Annotated in this window: 25 protein-coding genes; 24 read left to right on the top strand and 1 reads right to left on the bottom strand. The window is 68.6% G+C overall.

What is annotated here, in order from left to right:
- Positions 1-31: 31 nt before the first annotated feature.
- The 13 genes from O5O54_RS07610 to O5O54_RS07550 are packed head-to-tail and all read left to right on the top strand — an operon-like array spanning position 32 to position 6959.
- Positions 32-784 carry an ATP-binding protein gene (locus O5O54_RS07610; protein ID WP_279480308.1) on the top strand — a complete coding sequence of 251 codons (753 nt, stop codon included), beginning with the start codon at positions 32-34 and terminating at the stop codon, positions 782-784.
- 8 nt (positions 785-792) lie between these two features.
- Entirely contained in the window at positions 793-1407 is a 615-nt protein-coding gene (locus O5O54_RS07605) for a hypothetical protein (RefSeq protein ID WP_279480307.1), read from the top strand.
- Positions 1404-1799 carry a transcriptional regulator gene (locus O5O54_RS07600; protein WP_279480306.1) on the top strand — a complete coding sequence of 132 codons (396 nt, stop codon included), beginning with the start codon at positions 1404-1406 and terminating at the stop codon, positions 1797-1799. The genes O5O54_RS07605 and O5O54_RS07600 overlap by 4 nt, the downstream gene beginning before the upstream one ends.
- A complete protein-coding gene (locus tag O5O54_RS07595; protein ID WP_279480305.1) occupies positions 1792-2241 on the top strand; it encodes a hypothetical protein in 450 nt (149 codons plus the stop codon). Before O5O54_RS07600 ends, O5O54_RS07595 begins: the two co-directional genes overlap by 8 nt.
- Complete coding sequence (locus O5O54_RS07590; RefSeq protein ID WP_279480304.1) at positions 2238-2654, top strand: hypothetical protein; 417 nt, start codon at positions 2238-2240, stop codon at positions 2652-2654. Before O5O54_RS07595 ends, O5O54_RS07590 begins: the two co-directional genes overlap by 4 nt.
- Before the next feature lie 37 nt (positions 2655-2691).
- The gene (locus O5O54_RS07585) at positions 2692-3060 is read left to right on the top strand and encodes a hypothetical protein (protein ID WP_279480303.1); all 369 of its coding nucleotides are present in this window, start codon (positions 2692-2694) and stop codon (positions 3058-3060) included.
- Positions 3060-3602, top strand: a complete 543-nt coding sequence (locus tag O5O54_RS07580; RefSeq protein WP_279480301.1) for a hypothetical protein — start codon at positions 3060-3062, stop codon at positions 3600-3602. Before O5O54_RS07585 ends, O5O54_RS07580 begins: the two co-directional genes overlap by 1 nt.
- The gene (locus O5O54_RS07575) at positions 3599-3799 is read left to right on the top strand and encodes a hypothetical protein (RefSeq protein WP_279480299.1); all 201 of its coding nucleotides are present in this window, start codon (positions 3599-3601) and stop codon (positions 3797-3799) included. Before O5O54_RS07580 ends, O5O54_RS07575 begins: the two co-directional genes overlap by 4 nt.
- 2 nt (positions 3800-3801) lie before the next feature.
- On the top strand, positions 3802-5007 hold the full coding sequence (locus O5O54_RS07570) for a phage Gp37/Gp68 family protein (protein ID WP_279480297.1): 1206 nt from the start codon (positions 3802-3804) through the stop codon (positions 5005-5007).
- Complete coding sequence (locus O5O54_RS07565; protein WP_279480295.1) at positions 5004-5372, top strand: hypothetical protein; 369 nt, start codon at positions 5004-5006, stop codon at positions 5370-5372. Before O5O54_RS07570 ends, O5O54_RS07565 begins: the two co-directional genes overlap by 4 nt.
- Positions 5369-6007 carry a regulatory protein GemA gene (locus O5O54_RS07560; protein ID WP_279480294.1) on the top strand — a complete coding sequence of 213 codons (639 nt, stop codon included), beginning with the start codon at positions 5369-5371 and terminating at the stop codon, positions 6005-6007. The genes O5O54_RS07565 and O5O54_RS07560 overlap by 4 nt, the downstream gene beginning before the upstream one ends.
- Positions 6007-6249: a hypothetical protein gene (locus O5O54_RS07555; RefSeq protein WP_279480293.1), complete on the top strand. Its 243-nt coding sequence runs from the start codon at positions 6007-6009 to the stop codon at positions 6247-6249. Before O5O54_RS07560 ends, O5O54_RS07555 begins: the two co-directional genes overlap by 1 nt.
- Entirely contained in the window at positions 6246-6959 is a 714-nt protein-coding gene (locus tag O5O54_RS07550; RefSeq protein WP_279480291.1) for an SAM-dependent DNA methyltransferase, read from the top strand. The genes O5O54_RS07555 and O5O54_RS07550 overlap by 4 nt, the downstream gene beginning before the upstream one ends.
- Positions 6960-6975: 16 nt before the next feature.
- On the opposite strand, the gene O5O54_RS07545 is transcribed toward O5O54_RS07550, so the two are convergent.
- Complete coding sequence (locus O5O54_RS07545) at positions 6976-7386, bottom strand: hypothetical protein (protein WP_279480289.1); 411 nt, start codon at positions 7384-7386, stop codon at positions 6976-6978.
- Between the two features lie 68 nt (positions 7387-7454).
- On the opposite strand from O5O54_RS07545, the gene O5O54_RS07540 reads away from it, so the two are divergent.
- From O5O54_RS07540 to O5O54_RS07490, 11 genes are all read left to right on the top strand, one after another.
- On the top strand, positions 7455-7862 hold the full coding sequence (locus O5O54_RS07540) for a hypothetical protein (RefSeq protein WP_279480287.1): 408 nt from the start codon (positions 7455-7457) through the stop codon (positions 7860-7862).
- An 86-nt stretch (positions 7863-7948) separates the two neighbouring features.
- Positions 7949-8653: a peptidoglycan-binding protein gene (locus O5O54_RS07535; RefSeq protein WP_279480285.1), complete on the top strand. Its 705-nt coding sequence runs from the start codon at positions 7949-7951 to the stop codon at positions 8651-8653.
- A 6-nt stretch (positions 8654-8659) separates the two neighbouring features.
- The gene (locus O5O54_RS07530) at positions 8660-9247 is read left to right on the top strand and encodes a hypothetical protein (protein ID WP_279480283.1); all 588 of its coding nucleotides are present in this window, start codon (positions 8660-8662) and stop codon (positions 9245-9247) included.
- 42 nt (positions 9248-9289) lie between these two features.
- The gene (locus O5O54_RS07525) at positions 9290-9691 is read left to right on the top strand and encodes a DUF2730 family protein (RefSeq protein WP_279480280.1); all 402 of its coding nucleotides are present in this window, start codon (positions 9290-9292) and stop codon (positions 9689-9691) included.
- Entirely contained in the window at positions 9688-9993 is a 306-nt protein-coding gene (locus O5O54_RS07520) for a hypothetical protein (protein ID WP_279480279.1), read from the top strand. Before O5O54_RS07525 ends, O5O54_RS07520 begins: the two co-directional genes overlap by 4 nt.
- Before the next feature lie 6 nt (positions 9994-9999).
- Positions 10000-10566 carry a DUF3486 family protein gene (locus O5O54_RS07515; RefSeq protein WP_279480277.1) on the top strand — a complete coding sequence of 189 codons (567 nt, stop codon included), beginning with the start codon at positions 10000-10002 and terminating at the stop codon, positions 10564-10566.
- Complete coding sequence (locus O5O54_RS07510; protein WP_279480275.1) at positions 10563-12182, top strand: terminase large subunit domain-containing protein; 1620 nt, start codon at positions 10563-10565, stop codon at positions 12180-12182. The genes O5O54_RS07515 and O5O54_RS07510 overlap by 4 nt, the downstream gene beginning before the upstream one ends.
- A complete protein-coding gene (locus O5O54_RS07505) occupies positions 12176-13822 on the top strand; it encodes a DUF935 domain-containing protein (RefSeq protein ID WP_279480273.1) in 1647 nt (548 codons plus the stop codon). The genes O5O54_RS07510 and O5O54_RS07505 overlap by 7 nt, the downstream gene beginning before the upstream one ends.
- Complete coding sequence (locus tag O5O54_RS07500) at positions 13819-15135, top strand: phage minor head protein (protein WP_279480272.1); 1317 nt, start codon at positions 13819-13821, stop codon at positions 15133-15135. Before O5O54_RS07505 ends, O5O54_RS07500 begins: the two co-directional genes overlap by 4 nt.
- A 301-nt stretch (positions 15136-15436) precedes the next feature.
- Positions 15437-16441 (top strand): phage protease, encoded by a 1005-nt coding sequence (locus O5O54_RS07495; RefSeq protein ID WP_279480271.1) that lies wholly within the window; start codon positions 15437-15439, stop codon positions 16439-16441.
- Positions 16438-16827, top strand: coding sequence for a hypothetical protein (locus O5O54_RS07490; RefSeq protein ID WP_279480270.1), 390 nt, complete (start codon positions 16438-16440; stop codon positions 16825-16827). Before O5O54_RS07495 ends, O5O54_RS07490 begins: the two co-directional genes overlap by 4 nt.
- Positions 16828-16833: the final 6 nt, after the last annotated feature.

Below are 16833 nucleotides of genomic sequence, written 5' to 3'. Positions count from 1 at the left end.
CGGAGCCTCTCAAAGACAAGCGAGGCAGAAGATGACCATGCAGACCCCGATCGTCAATCCCGTGAGTACCGCACCGCTCAAGAACGTGTCGGCCATGCTGACGCTGATCGAGACCGTGAAGACGCGCCCGGCCGGCTCGTCCACCCCGTTCGGCGTGATGGCCGGGCCGTCCGGCTACGGCAAGTCCGTCGCCTCGACCTATGCCCGCAACGTTGAGGACTGCCTCTACATCGAGATCATGTCCTACTGGTCGCGCAAGACGTTCTGCGAGGCCATCCTCTTCGAGCTGGGCGAGGCGAAGCCCAAGGGCACGATCCCCGCGATGATGTCGCAGATCGGCCGGCTCCTCGGCTCGCGCTCCGACCAGTGCCTGATCATCGACGAGGCCGACAAGCTCGTCGACAAGGGCTTCATCGAATACGTCCGCGACATCCAGACGATGACCGGCTCGACCATCATCCTGGTGGGCGAGGAGAAGCTCCCGCAGAAGCTCGAGGCGATCGAGCGCTTCCACAACCGCGTCTTCGCCTGGGAGTTCGCCAGTCCCTGCGACGTCGACGACGCGGCCGTCCTCGCGCAGATCCTGGTTCCTGAGGTCGAGATCTCGACCGACCTCCTGGAGCAGATCTGCCGCCAGACCGAGGGCCGCACGCGCCGCGTCGCCAACACCCTGTCGAACGACGTGAAGACCTGGGTGCGCAACACCGGCCACGAGGGCGAGCTGACGCCCGAGGCCTATCGAGGCGGCGTCTTCACCGGCCGGGCGCCGGTCCGGGGGCGGTGATGGGCATCATGCTCGAATTCCAGCGCCCGCCCGGCAAGCCGATCCTGCGCGGCAACGAGCACTACTGGCAGGTCATCCGCCAGCTCGACGAGGCCGGCACCTGGACGGTCCACGAGATCGACCTCCAGTCGCGCACCAAGGCGCGCGGCACGATCACCGACTACGTGAAGCGGCTGGTGAAGGCCGGCATCGCGGAGCCGACCGGCGAGATGCGCCAGCACCGCAACATGACAACGCCGACCTATCGTCTCCTGAAGCGGCCGGTGACGGCGCCGAGCCTGAAGGCGGACGGCACGCCCTCGCATCTCGGCCGTGCCCAGGCGCAGATCTGGAACGTCATGCGCTCGCCCATGGCCCGCCACGGGATCACTGTCGTGGATCTCGCGCTCTTCGCCTCGACGGAAGTGGTGCCGATCGCGCGCAGCACGGCGCAGCGATACGCCGATCGGCTTGAGGCGGCCGGCTACCTCCTGGTGGGCAAGGCCAGCCCGAAGACCTATCGGCTGAAGCCCGACATGAACACGGGCCCCAAGCCGCCGGCGGTGATCGAGGCGCGGATGATCTTCGACCGGAACCGGGGCGCCATCGTCGGCCCGATGGCGGCCGAGGAGGCGCGGTCGTGACGCGCGCAGCGAAGACCCCGGTCGATTTCGTGTCGAAGGCGGAGAGCGCCTGGTCGCCGGCGCCGGCCTGGGTCCTGTCGCTCGCCCAGGCCTGCAACGAGCGCGGGCAGACGGCGGTCGCCAAAGACGTCCGCTACTCGGCCTCCACCATCAGCCAAGTGCTGTCCAACACCTATGCCGGCGTCCACGCCAACATCGAGGCGCGCGTGCGCGGCGCCCTGATGGCCGAAACCGTCGTCTGCCCGATGCAGGGCACGATGAGCCGAAACACCTGCCTCGACTGGCAGGCCAAGCCCTTTGCCCCGACCAGCGGCGACCGCGTGCGCATGTACCACGCCTGCCGCTCGGGATGCCCCCACTCGAAGATCACGAAGGAGACCGACCATGGGTAAGTCCAAGCAGACCACTGCGCAGAAGACGTTCCACCAGGACGTCACGGCCTCGCTCTCCTCCCGCCTGGAACAGATGCAAAAGCAGTTCCAGGGCGTCGCCGAAGGCGTGGTCGTGATCAACAGCCAGGGCGATCTGACCCGCATCGCGGATCAGGTCCGGGATATGGTCGCCGAGGCGCAGGCGCTTGAGGAGCGGCCGGAGGCGGAGACCTTCATCACCAACGCCGGCGCCGTCCAGGCCGCGATCCTGATCTACGAACTGCGCGACCGGCTGCGCGAGTTCGACCGGTCCCTGGCCGAGCGCCAGCGCACCCTGATCGAGAAGCACCGGGAGCCGAACGTCGATCCGGACGGCTCGCTCGGTCGCGGCTTCGAGGAGATGGTCGGCGAGCTTCAGAAGGTCCGCCTCCTGGTCGCCTCGGGCTCCGAGGTGCGCCAGTGAGCCCGGCCGAGGAGAAGGCGGCGGCCGACCAGTGGGTCGGCCGCATGAAGGATATGGCCTGCCGGCTCTCCAGCATGGCGGACACCATGCCGCTCCAGGAGGAGCAGCGGGCGTTCTTTGCCCGCCTGACCGAGCTTCAGTTCGCACAGATCGCGACGATCGAGGCGGCGATCGCCGGTGGCATGTCCATCCGGTCGGCCGCCGAGATCACGCGCTCGGTCGCTGCCACGGCAACGGGCCTGGAGCTTGTCTGGCTCTTCGGGGGCGACGTCCCTGCAACGGCCGTGGAACAGCGGATCGGAGCGTTCGGCACCTCCGTGGTGCACGCGATCTCGACGGTCCCGGCCGCCGACGGGTCGGCGGCACCGACGATCATCGAGCCGACCCATTCCGATCATCACACCCGGCAGTGAGAGCGCAGCTATGGCAAAGCCCTCCATCCAAGAGCAGTTGCTCGCCCTCGGCGCGTACCACGAGGCCGACGAGGATCGCTGGTATCACCCCCGGCACCGCGAGCAGTTTCTGTCCGAGACGCCCGAGGAGTATCTCGGCTGGCTCAAAGGCTATGCCCTCGGCCGGGACCACGCTGACCAGTGGCTTCCGCTCGATGATGATGCGCGGGACGGTCGCAAGATCCTCGCGCTCGAAAACTTCGAGCGGGTCGACGAGAACGACAAGCCGCATCCGCGCGACATCGAGGTCGTGTGGTGGAGCAAGACGCAGGCGGGTTGGGTTTCGTTCGGCATCATCCTGGCGAGCTTCGAGCCGACCCACTATCGCGAGATCGGCGCGCTGCCGATGCTGAAGGGAGATGCGTGATGGAGCGTACCCCTTACGTCCGCCTGCCGATCCCGGTCTCGGCCGCCCAGGAGATCTGCGTTGCCTACGGCTATGACCAAATCATCATCCTCGCCCGCCGCGTCGGGGACGAGGACGACGCCGGCGGCGAGCATCTGACGACGTACGGCCTGACCGACGAGCATTCCAACGCCGCCGCGCAGATCGGCTTCCATCTCCGGTCGAAGGTCATGGGCTGGCACGGCGACGTCGTCATGTCCCGCGCCATGGTGGACGTGCTCGACGAGCGCATCCGCCAGCGAGTGGCGGAAGGCTACACGGCCGAGCATGACGATCAGCATGTTCTCGGGGAGATTGCGCGCGCCGGCGCAGCCTACGCCATCCATGGCGGGGAGAGCGACGAGGTCCGCGACCGTATGCGCGCGCCCCCGTTCTGGTGGCCGTGGAGCCCCAGCTTCTGGAAACCGAAGGACCGATATCGCGATCTCGTGCGTGCGTGCGCGCTGCTTATCGCCGAGCTAGAGCGGCTGAATCGACGCGCCAAGAAGGGCGGTGCGTCGTGAAGTCCGACCTCATCGACCTGGAACTGCACGTCCATCACCAGACCGACAAGGCGGTCCTCGTTTCGGCCGACGGGAACCGCGCCGCCGCCGTCTGGCTACCGCTCTCGGCGATCGAGATCGCGATGCGCCGAGGCTCCTCCACCCATGCCGACGTCACGCTGCCGCAGAGGCTGGCCGAAGATAAGGGGCTCGTCTGATCATGGCCGACAACACCAAGATCGAATGGACAGACGCGACCTGGAACCCGATCACCGGCTGCTCGGTCGTATCGCCCGGATGCACCAACTGCTACGCCATGCTGCTGGCAGGGACGCGGCTTTCCAACCATCCGTCCCGCATCGGCCTGACGCGGGACACGAAGGGCGGTCCCGTGTGGACCGGCGAGGTTCGCTTCAACGAAGGCTGGCTCGACCAGCCGCTCCGCTGGCGCCGACCGCGCATGATCTTCGTCTGCGCGCACGGAGATCTCTTTGCCGAGGGCGTGCCGGACGAGTGGATCGACCGTGTCTTCGCCGTCATGGCGCTGGCGCCGCAGCATGTCTTCCAGGTGCTGACGAAGCGCGCGGACCGCATGCGCGCCTACCTTTCCGGCAACCGGTTCGGTGACGGCCATGCGACCGAGCGGATCGGGTACGCAGCGATGCAGCTCGTGGACGAGGCCACCGGAGGAGACGAAACGAAGTCGCCCCCGTGGCCGTATGATCCGAGCCGGATCTCCTCGCTTCTCCATGGCCCGACACCGGACAGCCCGATCGTGCTGTATCGGCGCCGCGAAATCTGGCCCTTGCCGAACGTCTGGCTCGGCGTCTCGGCCGAGGACCAGCGCCGCGCCGACGAGCGCGTCCCGCAGCTCCTGGCCACGCCAACGGCGATCCGCTGGGTCAGCGCCGAGCCCCTGCTCGGGCCGATCGACTTCCGGGATATCAAGCCGGCCGATCGCTACGAGGTCGATGCACTGACCGGCTACGACTTCGATCAAGGCGGCGTGCGCAACCGGTTGGATTGGATCGTCGCCGGCGGCGAAAGCGGACACGGGGCTCGGCCGATGCATCCGAGTTGGGTTCGCTCGATCCGCGACCAGTGCGCCAAGACCGGCGTCGCCTTTCTGTTCAAGCAATGGGGCGCGCTGATCGAGTCGGATCAGCTCTTCGACCGAAGCGCCAGGAGCGATGCTGTGATGATCTATCGCGACGGCCAGCGCTGGGCACCGCCTCGTCCCCTGAACTTTACCGACGCCGCGTGGCTCGGGGACTTTCTTGGGCATCGCTACGAACAGCACAGCGACGGGTCGACCTACTACCGCATCGGGAAGGCTGGAGCCGGTCGCATCCTGGATGGGGCGACCCATGATGGCTTTCCCGTAGCGAACGTCGGCCCTTCTCCCATTCAGGAGGGGAACCAGTGACCGAGCGCGAGATCAACATCCTCTTCGAGATCGGGCTCGCCAAGCCCGGCACGGGCAAGCGCCTCGTCGGCATGGACCCGACCGGCACGGCCCACGTCTTCACCGTGATGGAGGGGCAGCAGACGGCGTCGCCTATCCATTCCTTCACGTCCCGCGACGCGGTGACGATCGCCCGCATGGTCATGTCCGGCCATGAACGAGCGGTGACGGACAGCGCGAACCTTCGTGTGCTGGCGGCTGCGGTGCTGCTCCTCGACCAGCAGCTCGGCAACGTCCAGTCGATCGTGGAAGGGGCAGCGGACGTCGAAGCCGAGCCGGCTCCGGTCGGTCGCTTCGACCCGGAGATGGAGGCGCTGGACCTATGACCGCGCTCAAGAAGATCCACGTCGCCAAGAGGCAGCTCGGCCTGGACGAGGACACCTATCGCGCGGTGCTGACGCGCGTCACCGGCAAGGCTTCGGCCGGGGCCATGACCGAGGGGGAGCAGGAGCTCGTGCTCGCCGAGTTCCAGCGGCAGGGCTTCAAACCGGCTTTGAAGGCTCCCCGAAAGGACGGCAAGGCGGCCCTGTCTGGCCCCTACGCCAAGAAGCTCCAGGCCCTCTGGATCTCGGCCTGGAACCTCGGCCTCGTGTTCGACCGCCAGGATTCCGCGCTCCTCGCCTTCGTGGAGCGGCAGACCGGGATCCAGCGGACGGAGTTCCTGCGGGCCGCCGCCGACGGGCGGAAGGCGGTCGAGGGGCTGAAGGCCTGGCTCGCGCGCGAGGCCGGCGTCGACTGGAGTGAAACCGGCACCGAGGCGCACGGCCGCTTCGGCTACCGCATCGCCTGCGCGCAGTGGGCGATCCTCTTCCCCAACGGCCGGGCAACATTCTGGACCGAGGTCGGCCGCATCCTCGCCCGCTCGGTCCTCACCAACAAGCCGTCCGACAAGGAATGGCAGACGGTCATGAACGCGCTGGGCAAGCGGATCCGCGACACGCGGAAGAAGGCGGTGGCGTGATGGCGAAGCGCAGGAAGGCGAAGACGGTCACGGCTACCTTGCCGATGGAGACGATGGAGCAGCTCGCGGCTGAGCTGGACCCCATGTATCCCGGTCAGATCCGGAACGGTCGGCGGCTCACGTCGAAGTGCCGCCTGTGGCGTCGGAAGGACCGCACGTGGACGGTGCGCTTCGTCTACGAAGACCCGATCGAGCCCGGCCTCGTCGTCACGACCATCTTCCGAGGCGTCGAGTTCGCATGAGGGCGCGCGGCTTCACGGCCGTCATGAACGTGCGGCGATCGCCGCCGAAGGTGCTCGACTATTTCCCAACGCCGCCCTGGGGCACGCGCGCCGGCGCCGAGCTGATCCGCTCGCTGGACGGCTGCGCCAACGGTGCCGCGCCGGGGATCACGATCAGCGAGCCGGCCTGCGGCGGCGGGCACATGGCGCATGTCCTCGCCGACGAGTTCGGGCTCGACAACGTCGCCCCCTCCGACGTCTTCGACTACGGCTGGCAGCACGAGGTCGCGGACTTCCTGTCGCCGGATTGGGGAGCGTACCGGCCGGCGCCGGACTGGATCATCACCAACCCGCCGTTCAAGGTGGCCGAGCAGTTTGCCCTTCTGGCGCTGAAGCGTGCCCGGCGCGGTGTTGCGCTCTTGCTGCGCGCCAACTTCGCCGAGGGCGGCGGTCGCTATGAGCGGCTGTTCCGGCCGCACCCGCCGACCGTCGAGGCGATCTTCTGCGACCGCCTGCCGATGGTGGAAGGGCGCTGGGATCCGGAGGCCAGCACGGCGACGGCCTATTCCTGGTTCATCTGGACGTTGCCGGGCGAAGGCGTGCGGTGGGGTGACGGCTACACCGAGCGGCGCTGGATCGCGCCGGGCACGCGCGACGGGCTCTGGAAACCGGACGATGTGCGACGGTTCGTGCCCATGGCGCCGGCGCCGCTCTTGGAGAGGCTCGCCTGATATGGGCGAGATCTTCTCAGTTCACCGAGGGAAAATTGATCAGCGTCACGTCGATCGCTGGGAATGTGCGGCCGTGCCGCGCATGTCCTTGAAGATTGATACGGCACGCCTTGCTTACATCGTTGCCGCTGCATTCAGCAGCCGCGCGCTCGAGGTCGTTGTTGAAGCCGCCGACTGCGTTGGGAAGCGTTGCAAAGTTCAAATCGATTTCGGCGCCGTTGTTGATTTCGCCGTATCCATTTGGAGCGAGGCAGATACCGGCGCCCTGTTTGAACGCGACGAGCGTACAGTGTGTCGCCACCAGTCGACCGTCCAGCTCGTCGCCCCTCGTTGTCAGCTCGAATGGGTGGATCGTGATGACATCCTCGGCGATCGCAAGAGAGGGTACCAGACCAAGCAGTGCCATGTGCAATGCAACGATGCGCATAGGATCCTCTCGAGCGTTCTAAACGCAGACCGTATCGAGGCTCCTGTAGGGCCGCAAGGCGGTGCCGCGTGACATACTTACCGGGCATCCTGGCCGAGATCGCGGAGGTCGCCGGCGAGGCGGCGGCGCTGGCGGTCGCCGACGCGAAAGGCGGCCGGCAGGTCTGGATCCCGAAGACGGCGACGCCCGGTCACTGGCTGGTCGACGCCGTCGGCCTGGAGGCGGCCGAGGCGATCTGCCGGCATTTCCTCCAGAGCAACGCGGACGGGAAGGAAGTCGGGCGGCTGCGCATCCTGATCCCCCAGGGACCCGCCGGCAGCATCCGGCGCGCCCGGCGCAAGATGATCGACGCGATCGAGGCCGGCGCCAGCGCCCGGGACGCCGCGCGGGTCGCCGGCTTGCACGAGCGGACGGCGTGGCGCATGAAAGCACGTCTTCGCGACCGTCACGACGACGACCAGGGCGAGCTGTTCTAGGCGCGAGGGGCTGACACCTGTCAGCCCGCATTTTCCGGACGGATGGACGTAGACCGAACGGGTCATTCCTCGATCCGGTTGCCCCCATGTCCGCCGATTTCCACCGCTGGCTTCAGCAGCGCCTGAACGCCCACGGCCTGGCTGTGCGCGTCGACGGCCTGTTCGGCGCCGAGACGCGCGCCGCCCTAGTCACCTTCCAGCGCCAGCACGGGCTCCAGGCCACGGGCACCGTGACGTCATCGACCGTCACTGAGCTTCGCCACGATCCGCAGACGGGTCGCGATACCGGCCCCGTCAGGGCGCCGGTGCGCCCCGTCTGGCTCGCCGAGTTGGAGCGCCGCAAAGGCCTCCACGAGGTCCGCGACCGGTCCCGTCTGATGGAATGGTTGCGCTCCGACGGGAAGACTCTCGGCGACCCGTCCAAGCTGCCCTGGTGCGGCGATGCCGTGCAGACGGCGATCGCGCTGACGCTGCCCGACGAACCCCAGGTCGCCAACCCCTACCTCGCCCGCAACTGGCTCGACTTCGGCAAGCCGACGACGGCCCGGCTCGGCGCCGTGCTCGTCTTCTGGCGCGGCAAGCGGCACGGCACGGCCGGCCATGTCGGCCTCTATGTCGGCGAGGACGCCACGACCTTCAGCGTCCTGGGCGGGAACCAGGACAATGCGCTCATCGTGTCGCCGCTCGACAAGGGGCGGTGCCTCGGCGCGCGCTGGCCCCTCACGGACGCCAGTCACACCCAAACCGTGCGGCTCGCCGCGCAGGCACCCCTTTCCACCAACGAGGCCTGATCTTCCATGCACCTGTTCGCCTTCCTGCGCGCGGCCGATCCGCGGTCGCGCATCACCATCGCCGTCTTCGCCATCGGCCAGCTGGCCCTGGCGTTGCTCCTCGTCGCGGTCCTGCTCGCTGGCGCCGCCCACGCCCAGGATGCCGGTGCGGTCGCGCCGGTGACCGTCTACGACTTCGGGCCCTGGGTGGGACCGCTACTCGACTTCCTGGCGCCGACCATCCTCGGCGTCGCCAGCTTGCTCGGTCTCTGGGTCCTCAACAGGGTTTCGTCCTGGCTGGGGCTGCGGATCGACGCCGATCGGCGCCAGGCGGTCGAGCAGGGCCTCGCGCATGCCGTCGCCTTCGCGATCGAGAAGGTGGGCGACAGGGCGCGCGGCGGGATACCGGTCGACCTGAAGAGCGAGGCGATCGCGACGGCCGCCGGCTATGCGCAACGGTCCGTCCCTGGCGCCCTCAAGCATTTCGGCGTGGACAGCCACCGGCTCGGCGAGATGATCGAGAGCCGCCTCGAGGGGCTCATCTTCGACCCGGCCGCTCCGGCCGACGAGACGAACGTCGTCAGCAGCCGCGTCCTGCGCGCACCCATTTCGTAAGCAACGGCGTTACGGCTTCTTCACTGCAGCAGGATCCCAGGCATGACGACGATCGAATGGCATGAACTGCTTCGTACCTGGGCCGCCGCGATCCTGCTTCTTATCTCGACCTCCTGGACGATCTACTGGTCTCTGAAGATCGCCAGGGGCGCCGCTGCGAAGTCCGAACAGGACAAGCTCACCGCCGAGCTGAAGACGATCAAGGATGCGCTGGTCAGCGACGAGCGCTCCGACAGCGCGTCCTTCGCGAAGATGGAGACCCGGCTCCAGAAGGTCGAGGACGACATCCGGCATCTGCCGACCAAGGAGCAGTTCCACGGCATCGAACTGGCGATGGGCGACATGAAGGGCGACCTGCGCGAGCTGGCCGTCAGCATCCGCCCACTGGCCGCAAGCGTGGAGCGGATCGACAATTTCCTGATGGAACGGGCCAATAGGTCATGAGCGACGACTTCATTCAGCACCAGCGCGAGGACGCCCGTCTCGTCATGCTCCGCGCCCTGTCGGCCCAGCCCGACGACATGCTCAACGAGACGATGCTCTTCGAGTTTCTGAAATCCTTCGGCTACCGCAAGGACCGGAACTTCGTGCGCGCCGAGCTGGACATGATGGCGGAGCTGGGCGCGGTGAAGCTGCACAAGGCGGGCGAGTTCTATGTCGCGGAGATCACCGAGCGTGGCGCGCGTCACGTCGCCCGCGAGGTCACGATCCCCGGCATCCGCCGACCGTCGCGCGCCGCGGTGTAACCGGTCATGTCGCGCGAGGGCCGCGGCCGGCTCAACTCGATCGAGCTTCTGCCCGAGGAGGCCGAGCCCGACATCGTCTGGGCGATGGGCGCGCTGCGCGAGCGCGCCATGCCGCAGAACAAGATCCTGGACCAGTTCAACGGCCGGCTCGCCGATCGCGGCATCGCGCCGATCTCCTCGTCCGCCTTCAACCGCCATTCCATGAAGCTCGCCTCGATCGCGCGGCGCATCGAGTCGACCCGCGACATCGCGGCCGTCTTGACCGAGCGCCTGGAGCCGGGTCAGACCGACGACCTGACGATTGCCGTCGCCGAGATGATCAAGACGCTCGTCTTCGAGATGCTCCAGGAGAGCGAGGCCGACGCGGTCACGCCGAAGCAGGCCAAGGAAATGGCCGAGGCGATCCGCGCGGCCGTCGCGGCGCAGAACGTCTCCACCGATCGCCGGCGCAAGGTCGAGGCGGATCTCGCCGCCAAGGTCGAGGAGACCGTCAAGAAGGTCGGCGCCGAGCGTGGCCTTTCCGCCGACACGATCGAGGCGATCAAGGGCGGCATCCTGGGCGTCAGGCAATGACGGCGCCCGTCACCGAGGCCGAGTGGGCCAACCATCGCCGCCTGATGCTGGCGGAGCTGCCGGACGTCCTCCAGGGCGCCGAGAAGCTGCCGCACGTTCTCCTGCCGTATCAGCAGGCCCTTCTGGATGCGACCGCCTCGAGCCAGCTCGTGGTGACTGACAAGAGCCGCCGCGTCGGGGCGACCTGGGGCATCGGTGCGGACGCCGTGCTGACGGCTGGCGCACGCAAGAACGCCGGCGGCATGGATGTCCTGTATCTCGGCTACAACCTCGACATGGCGCGTGAGTTCATCGACACCTGCGCCATGTGGGCGCGGTCCTTCGCGCCGGCGTCCTCCAGCGTCCAGGAGTTCCTGTTCACCGAGGAGGGAGACAAGGGCGCCGACCGGGCCATCCAGGCGTTCCGCATCTCCTTCGCCAGCGGCTTCGAGATCGTCGCCCTGTCGTCGAAGCCGCGCTCGCTGCGCGGCCGCCAGGGCTACGTGATCCTGGACGAGTTCGCCTTCCACGACGACGCCGAGGAGCTGCTGAAGGCCGCCTTCGCGCTCCTGATCTGGGGCGGAAAGGTGCTCGTCATCTCGACCCACAAGGGCGAGGACAACCCGTTCAACCTCCTGATCAAGGAGATCCGCGAGGGGCGCCGGCCGGGCCTCGTGGTGCGCGTCACCTTCGACGACGCGCTGGAGCAAGGGCTGTTCCAGCGCATCTGCCTGGTGAAGGGCGACACGTGGACCCCGGAGAAGGAAGCCGAGTTCCGCACGCGGATCCGTGCCTTCTACGGCGACGGCGCGGCCGAGGAGCTGGACTGCATTCCGGCCCAGGGCTCCGGCGTCTATCTCACCTCGGCGATGATCGAGGCGATCATGACGCCCGACGCGCCTGTCCTGCGGCTGAAATGCGCCGAGGGCTTCGAGCTCCAGGAGGACGAGGTCCGGCGATCCTACGTGCGCGACTGGCTGGTCGCCCACGTCCTGCCGATCCTCGGCCGGCTCGATCCCGGCCTCTTCCACTCCTACGGCTTCGACTTCGGCCGATCGGGCGACCTGTCCGTGTTCTGGCCGCTGGCGCAGGGGCGCGACCTGACCTTACGCACGCCCTTCGTCCTGGAGCTGCGCAACGTGCCGTTCCGCGAGCAGGAGTTCATCCTGTTCTGGATCGTCGACCGGCTGCCGCGCTTCGGCGCCGGGCGGCACGACGCCCGCGGCAACGGCCAGTTCCTCGCCGAGTATGCCGTCCAGCGCTACGGAGCGCTGGCGGTCGAGGCCGTCATGCTGTCGCAGAAGTGGTATCTCGAGAACATGCCGCCGATGAAGGCGTCGATCGAGGATCGCACGATGCAGATCCCGCGCGACGCGGACGTGAAGGCGGATCTTCGCCAGATCCAGATGGTGCGCGGCATCGCGATGGTGCCGAACGACGCCCGGACCAAAGGCGCGGACGGCGGGCAGCGGCACGGCGATGCCGCCGTCGCGCTCTGCCTCGCCCATCAGGCCGCCAAGGCGGACCGGATCGAATACGGCTACACGCCCGTCTCGGCGCTCGACAATCCCGCCGGCGGGCTCGGCTTCGACCTGGGCGCCGACGTCATGAACACCGGGAGGCGCGAGCTATGGTGAAGCCGGCCGAGATCATCCGCTTCCAGGACCGCTGGGGCCGCACGCCCGAGGTCGCCTCGCTCGGGTCGGAGTTCGCCTTTCCGCAGACGAGCGGGCCGCGCCGGGTGATCGGCGAGGCCGTGGCGTCCGGTCTCGGGCCCGAGCGCCTGGCCGGGATCCTGCGCGAGTCCGCGAATGGCTACAGCCGGGCCTATCTCACGCTCGCCGAGGAGATGGAGGAGCGGTATCTCCACTACGCCTCGCAGCTCCAGACCCGCCGCCTCGCCATCGAGGGGATCCCCGTCTCGATCGAGCACGACGACAAGGTGCCGAAGAAGATCGTCGACGCGGTCAACGAGCTGGTCGACGGCGCTGCCTTCGACGAGATGGCAGGCTCGCTGCCCGATGCGATCGGCAAGGGCTATTCGGCCGTCGAGATGATCTGGGAGTACCAGAACCGGGTCCTGAAGCCGGTCGAATACAAGTGGCGGGACCAGCGCTTCTTCCAGTTCGACGAGGCAACCCAGACGGAGCTCCGGCTCGCCGACATGGCCGACCCGCGCAACGGCCTGGCGCTGCCGGCGGCGAAGTTCATCACCCACATGCCACGGTCCAAGATGGGCCTTCCGATCCGGCGCGGCATGGCGCGCCCGGCCGCCTGGGCTTTCCTGATCCAGAGCTTCGCGCTGAAGGACTGGGCGAGCTTCGCCGAGATCTACGGCGTGCCGCTGCGCGTCGGCAAATACCATTCGGCCGCGAGCGAAGGCGACAAGCGCACGCTGCTCCAGGCCGTGCGCATGATCGCCAACGACGCCGCCGCGATCATCCCGATCGGGATGGAGCTGGAGTTCCAGAAGGTCGAGGGCCAGCACGGCGCAGCCGTCTTCGGCGAGCTGATCGACTACGTCGACAAACAGGTCTCCAAGCTCGTCTGCGGCCAGACCATGACGTCGGACGACGGCGGCTCTCTCGCCCAGGCCAAGGTCCACGACGACGTCCGGATGGACATCCTGAAGGCGGACGGCAAGCAGCAGGGCCAGACCGTCACGCGCGATCTGATCATTCCCTTCGTGGTGATGAACTTCGGGCCGCAGGAGGTCTATCCCCGCGCCGAATACGCGGTCGCCGAGCCGGAGGACATCAAGGCGCTGACCGGAGCCGTCTCGGTCCTGGTGCCGCTCGGCCTGAAGGTCTCCCAGCGCGAGATGCGCGAGCGCGTCGGTTTGAGCGAACCCCAGGACGACGAGGAACTGCTCGGCGCGCCGACCGCGAAGGACGACAGGACCAAGCCGCCGAAGCCGGGCGAGAAGACGCCGGATCCGGCGAACGACGACACGGGCAAGGCGCCGATCGCCGCGTCGGCGCCGGCCGGGCACGTTGCGGGATGCCGGTGCGGCGGGTGCCTTGCGACGCTCGCGGCCGCACCCGGCGCCAGCGGCGTGCGCGACGTCGAGGCGCTGGCGGCAGAGGCGCTGGCCGAGTGGGAGGACGTCACCGACCCAATCCTCTCGCCGCTCCGCTCGATCATGGCGAAGGCGAAAACCTACGACCAGGTGCTTGAGATGCTCTCCGCCGAAGGCCCCGACACGCGCGCCCTGCGCGAGCGCCTGGCCGAGCTGACGGCGACGGCGCGCGGCATCGGCGACGTCGAGGACGCATGAGCGAGGTTCGCCGCGGCTTCTCGGCGCCGGCCGAGGTCACCGGCTACTTCGACGGCAAGAGCGACCGGCCGGGCTTCTCCTGGCTCGACGTCTGGGGCGAGGAACACGCCTATTCCTGGACGGTGGCGAAGGCGACCGACCTGGAGCTGCGCACCGCGCTGCGCACCGCCGTCTCGCGGGGAATCGCGGAAGGCCGCACCTTCGAGAACTTCGTGAAGGATCTCGAGCCGGAGCTGAAGCGGATCGGCTGGTGGGAGCCGCGCCTCGTCGCCGACCCCGCCGGCATCGACCCGGATGCGATCGTCGACTTCTCTTCGCCGCGGCGGCTTCAGACGATCTACTGGTCGAACATGCGCGCGGCGCGCGCCGCCGGCCAGTGGCAGAGGATCGAGCGCGCCAAGCGCGGCCTGCCGTTCCTCCTCTACGTCCGCTCCTCCTCGGCCGACCCGCGCCCGGAGCATCTCGCCTGGGTGGGCGTCATCCTGCCGGTCGACCATCCGTGGTGGCGCGCGCACTTCCCGCCGAACGGCTGGGGCTGCCTCTGCTCGGTCCGACAGATCTCCGGCCGCGAGGCGGAGCGGCTGCTCGCCCGCGAACCGAAGGAGGGCGAGATCCGCTACGTCTCCGAGCCGCCCGACGTCGGACCGCCGCGCGACTTCCGCAACCGGCGCACCGGCGAGATCACGGTGGTGCCGGCGGGGATCGATCCGGGCTGGCACACGAGCCCCGGCCGGGCGCGCGCCCGCACGCTGATCGACAATCTCGCGGCCCGGCTGGACGAGGCCGACCCGGCCGACGCCCGGCCGGTCGTCGAGGAGGCCTGGAAGGACCCGTTCGCCGCGATCGTGCCCAAGCTCGAGGAGAAGGTCTGGCTGCCGGCCGGCGTCTCGCCGAAACTCGAAACGGACCTGAAGGCGGCCTCGCCGATCGTCGCGGTCGACTCGGCCACCATCCAGGACCGCATGGCAAAGCACGGCATGACGCTCGACGACTTCGCCCAGCTGCCGCAGATCCTGTCGGAGGCGCCGGTGCTGCCGGATCTCTCGCCGAAGCGCGAGGAGAACGTGCGCACCGTCTTCGCCCGGTTCGACAAGACCTGGTGGCGCGCGATCGTGGTGCGCTCGTCGACGGGGCTGATGCGGATCCGCTCGCTCCACCAGCGCGACGCGCAGCGCGTGGCGGACGCGATCCTGGACGAGGGCCTGGGCGAGGCCATGCTCCTGGAAGCCGGATTCAAGCCGGAGGAGATCGCGCGCCTAATCGAGAGGTGGAAGGGACGGCGGGGAGGAAGGGAAGAACCTCCGGGGTCTTGAGACCCAGCCCCTGTTGCGCGCCGCCGTCGCCCATAGAATGCGACCGAGCGAGCCGGGTTTCAAGCCGTCTCGGCGACGATCGCCATAAACGCCCCAGGACGCGCGCCGCCGCCCTCAACGGCCGAGTGTCACTGAGAAGGCGCCGAAGCGCGCCCACGGGCTTGGAAACCCCTTTGACGGCGAGCCTGTCTCGTTTCCTTCGGGCGGATTTGCAGCTACCGTGGCGGCACGGGCAATTCGGTGATCCGGGCTGACAGGTGTCAGCCCGCGCTTTCCTGATCGGGGCGGCTAGGTTCGCCCAATGAACACCCGGTCCTCCACCTCCCAGCTTCCCGATCACATCGCCGCCGGCGACGTCGTGGTGGCGCTTGCCGCCGACCCGGCCGAGGCCTGGGTCAAGCTCACCCCGCGCGGCAAGGTCACGACCCGGCCGGGCCCCGTCTACGATTTCGATCCCGAGGCGCTGGCCGCTCGGTTCCAGGCCGACGACGTGAAGCTCGCGATCGACCTCGACCACGGCATCGCGCGGCTGGCGAGCCAGGGCCACACGGTGGCGGCCGTCGGCTGGATCGAGGAGCTTCAGGCCCGCGACGACGGCCTCTACGGCCGAGTCGACTGGCTCGACGCCGGCAAGGCCGTGCTCGCGGCCCGCTCGCACCGCTACGTCTCGCCGACCTTCCACCACGAGAACGGCCGGGCGACCTGGCTGCATTCGGTGGCGCTGGTGACGGCGCCCGCCCTTTCCAACATGCCGGCGCTCGCCGATGCGTCCGGCGCATCCCCGGAGCCTTCCATGACGAAAGCCATCGCGACGGCGCTCGGCCTCCAGGCCGAAGCGAGCGAAGCGGCCTGCCTGTCGGCGATTACCACTCTCCAGTCGGAGAAGGTCGAGAAGGCGGTTCACGACGCGACGCTCGCCACCCTCGACGCCACGAAGACCGAGCTGGACGGCCTCAAGGCGTCGATCCGGAAGGGCGCCGTGGACGCGCTCCTGGAAGGGGCTTTGAAGGACAAGAAGATCGTCCCGGCCCAGCGCGAGCAGTTCGCGAGCCTTTGCGCGACCGACGCCGGTCTCGACCAGGTGAAGGCGCTGCTCGACGCGACGCCGAAGGGCCTCAAGGACTCCGGCCTCGACGATCGCACGGTCGATCCCGGCGCGGGCGGCGGCGATGCGGACGTCGATCCGGTCGCGCTGGCGGCCGACGCGCAGAAGCTGGTCTCGGCCGCCGCGGCCGCCGGCAACACCCTCACGATCCAGGCAGCGGTCGCCCAGGTGATGGCGACGAAGAAGAAGGCCGCCGCATGAGCTACGCCCTCAACCGCGACATCCGTTCCTTCGAGGCAGCCGCTGCGATCGGCGGCTACCTCATCGTCGCCGGCACCGGCACCGGCGCCAAGATCCGCACCGCCGCCGCCGCGACCGACAAGATCGTCGGCGTCGGCGAGCGCGTCGGCGCCGACGCCGGTGACTTCCACGACGCCACCGTCGCCGGCCTCACCGAGGTGCGCGCCGGCGGGGCCTTCGCCGCCTTCGACCCGCTGACCTCGGACGCCCAGGGGCGCGCGGTGAAGGCCGTGCCCGTCGCCGGCCAGATCGTCCGGATTGTCGGCATCGCGCACGCGCCGGCCTTGGCCGCCGGCGACATCGTGCCCGTCCAGGTCGCGCTCTCGCTCCTCTCGACGCCGGCCTGATCCGCC

It is taken from the genome of Aureimonas sp. SK2 (assembly GCF_029813115.1).
In the GTDB taxonomy this organism is placed as follows: domain Bacteria; phylum Pseudomonadota; class Alphaproteobacteria; order Rhizobiales; family Rhizobiaceae; genus Aureimonas.
This window is presented reverse-complemented; position numbering and strand designations above follow the sequence as displayed.

Bases quoted from the DNA above. Each gene is read 5' to 3' on its own strand.
- O5O54_RS07610 (WP_279480308.1), top strand. From the start codon at position 32: ATGACCATGCAGACCCCGATCGTCAATCCCGTGAGTACCGCACCGCTC.
- O5O54_RS07510 (WP_279480275.1), top strand. From the start codon at position 10,563: ATGACGGCGCCCGTCACCGAGGCCGAGTGGGCCAACCATCGCCGCCTG.
- O5O54_RS07605 (WP_279480307.1), top strand. From the start codon at position 793: ATGCTCGAATTCCAGCGCCCGCCCGGCAAGCCGATCCTGCGCGGCAAC.
- O5O54_RS07580 (WP_279480301.1), top strand. From the start codon at position 3,060: ATGGAGCGTACCCCTTACGTCCGCCTGCCGATCCCGGTCTCGGCCGCC.
- O5O54_RS07595 (WP_279480305.1), top strand. From the start codon at position 1,792: ATGGGTAAGTCCAAGCAGACCACTGCGCAGAAGACGTTCCACCAGGAC.
- O5O54_RS07505 (WP_279480273.1), top strand. From the start codon at position 12,176: ATGGTGAAGCCGGCCGAGATCATCCGCTTCCAGGACCGCTGGGGCCGC.
- O5O54_RS07500 (WP_279480272.1), top strand. From the start codon at position 13,819: ATGAGCGAGGTTCGCCGCGGCTTCTCGGCGCCGGCCGAGGTCACCGGC.
- O5O54_RS07525 (WP_279480280.1), top strand. From the start codon at position 9,290: ATGACGACGATCGAATGGCATGAACTGCTTCGTACCTGGGCCGCCGCG.
- O5O54_RS07520 (WP_279480279.1), top strand. From the start codon at position 9,688: ATGAGCGACGACTTCATTCAGCACCAGCGCGAGGACGCCCGTCTCGTC.
- O5O54_RS07495 (WP_279480271.1), top strand. From the start codon at position 15,437: ATGAACACCCGGTCCTCCACCTCCCAGCTTCCCGATCACATCGCCGCC.
- O5O54_RS07555 (WP_279480293.1), top strand. From the start codon at position 6,007: ATGGCGAAGCGCAGGAAGGCGAAGACGGTCACGGCTACCTTGCCGATG.
- O5O54_RS07550 (WP_279480291.1), top strand. From the start codon at position 6,246: ATGAGGGCGCGCGGCTTCACGGCCGTCATGAACGTGCGGCGATCGCCG.
- O5O54_RS07535 (WP_279480285.1), top strand. From the start codon at position 7,949: ATGTCCGCCGATTTCCACCGCTGGCTTCAGCAGCGCCTGAACGCCCAC.
- O5O54_RS07570 (WP_279480297.1), top strand. From the start codon at position 3,802: ATGGCCGACAACACCAAGATCGAATGGACAGACGCGACCTGGAACCCG.
- O5O54_RS07530 (WP_279480283.1), top strand. From the start codon at position 8,660: ATGCACCTGTTCGCCTTCCTGCGCGCGGCCGATCCGCGGTCGCGCATC.
- O5O54_RS07490 (WP_279480270.1), top strand. From the start codon at position 16,438: ATGAGCTACGCCCTCAACCGCGACATCCGTTCCTTCGAGGCAGCCGCT.
- O5O54_RS07515 (WP_279480277.1), top strand. From the start codon at position 10,000: ATGTCGCGCGAGGGCCGCGGCCGGCTCAACTCGATCGAGCTTCTGCCC.
- O5O54_RS07560 (WP_279480294.1), top strand. From the start codon at position 5,369: ATGACCGCGCTCAAGAAGATCCACGTCGCCAAGAGGCAGCTCGGCCTG.
- O5O54_RS07545 (WP_279480289.1), bottom strand. From the start codon at position 7,386: ATGCGCATCGTTGCATTGCACATGGCACTGCTTGGTCTGGTACCCTCT.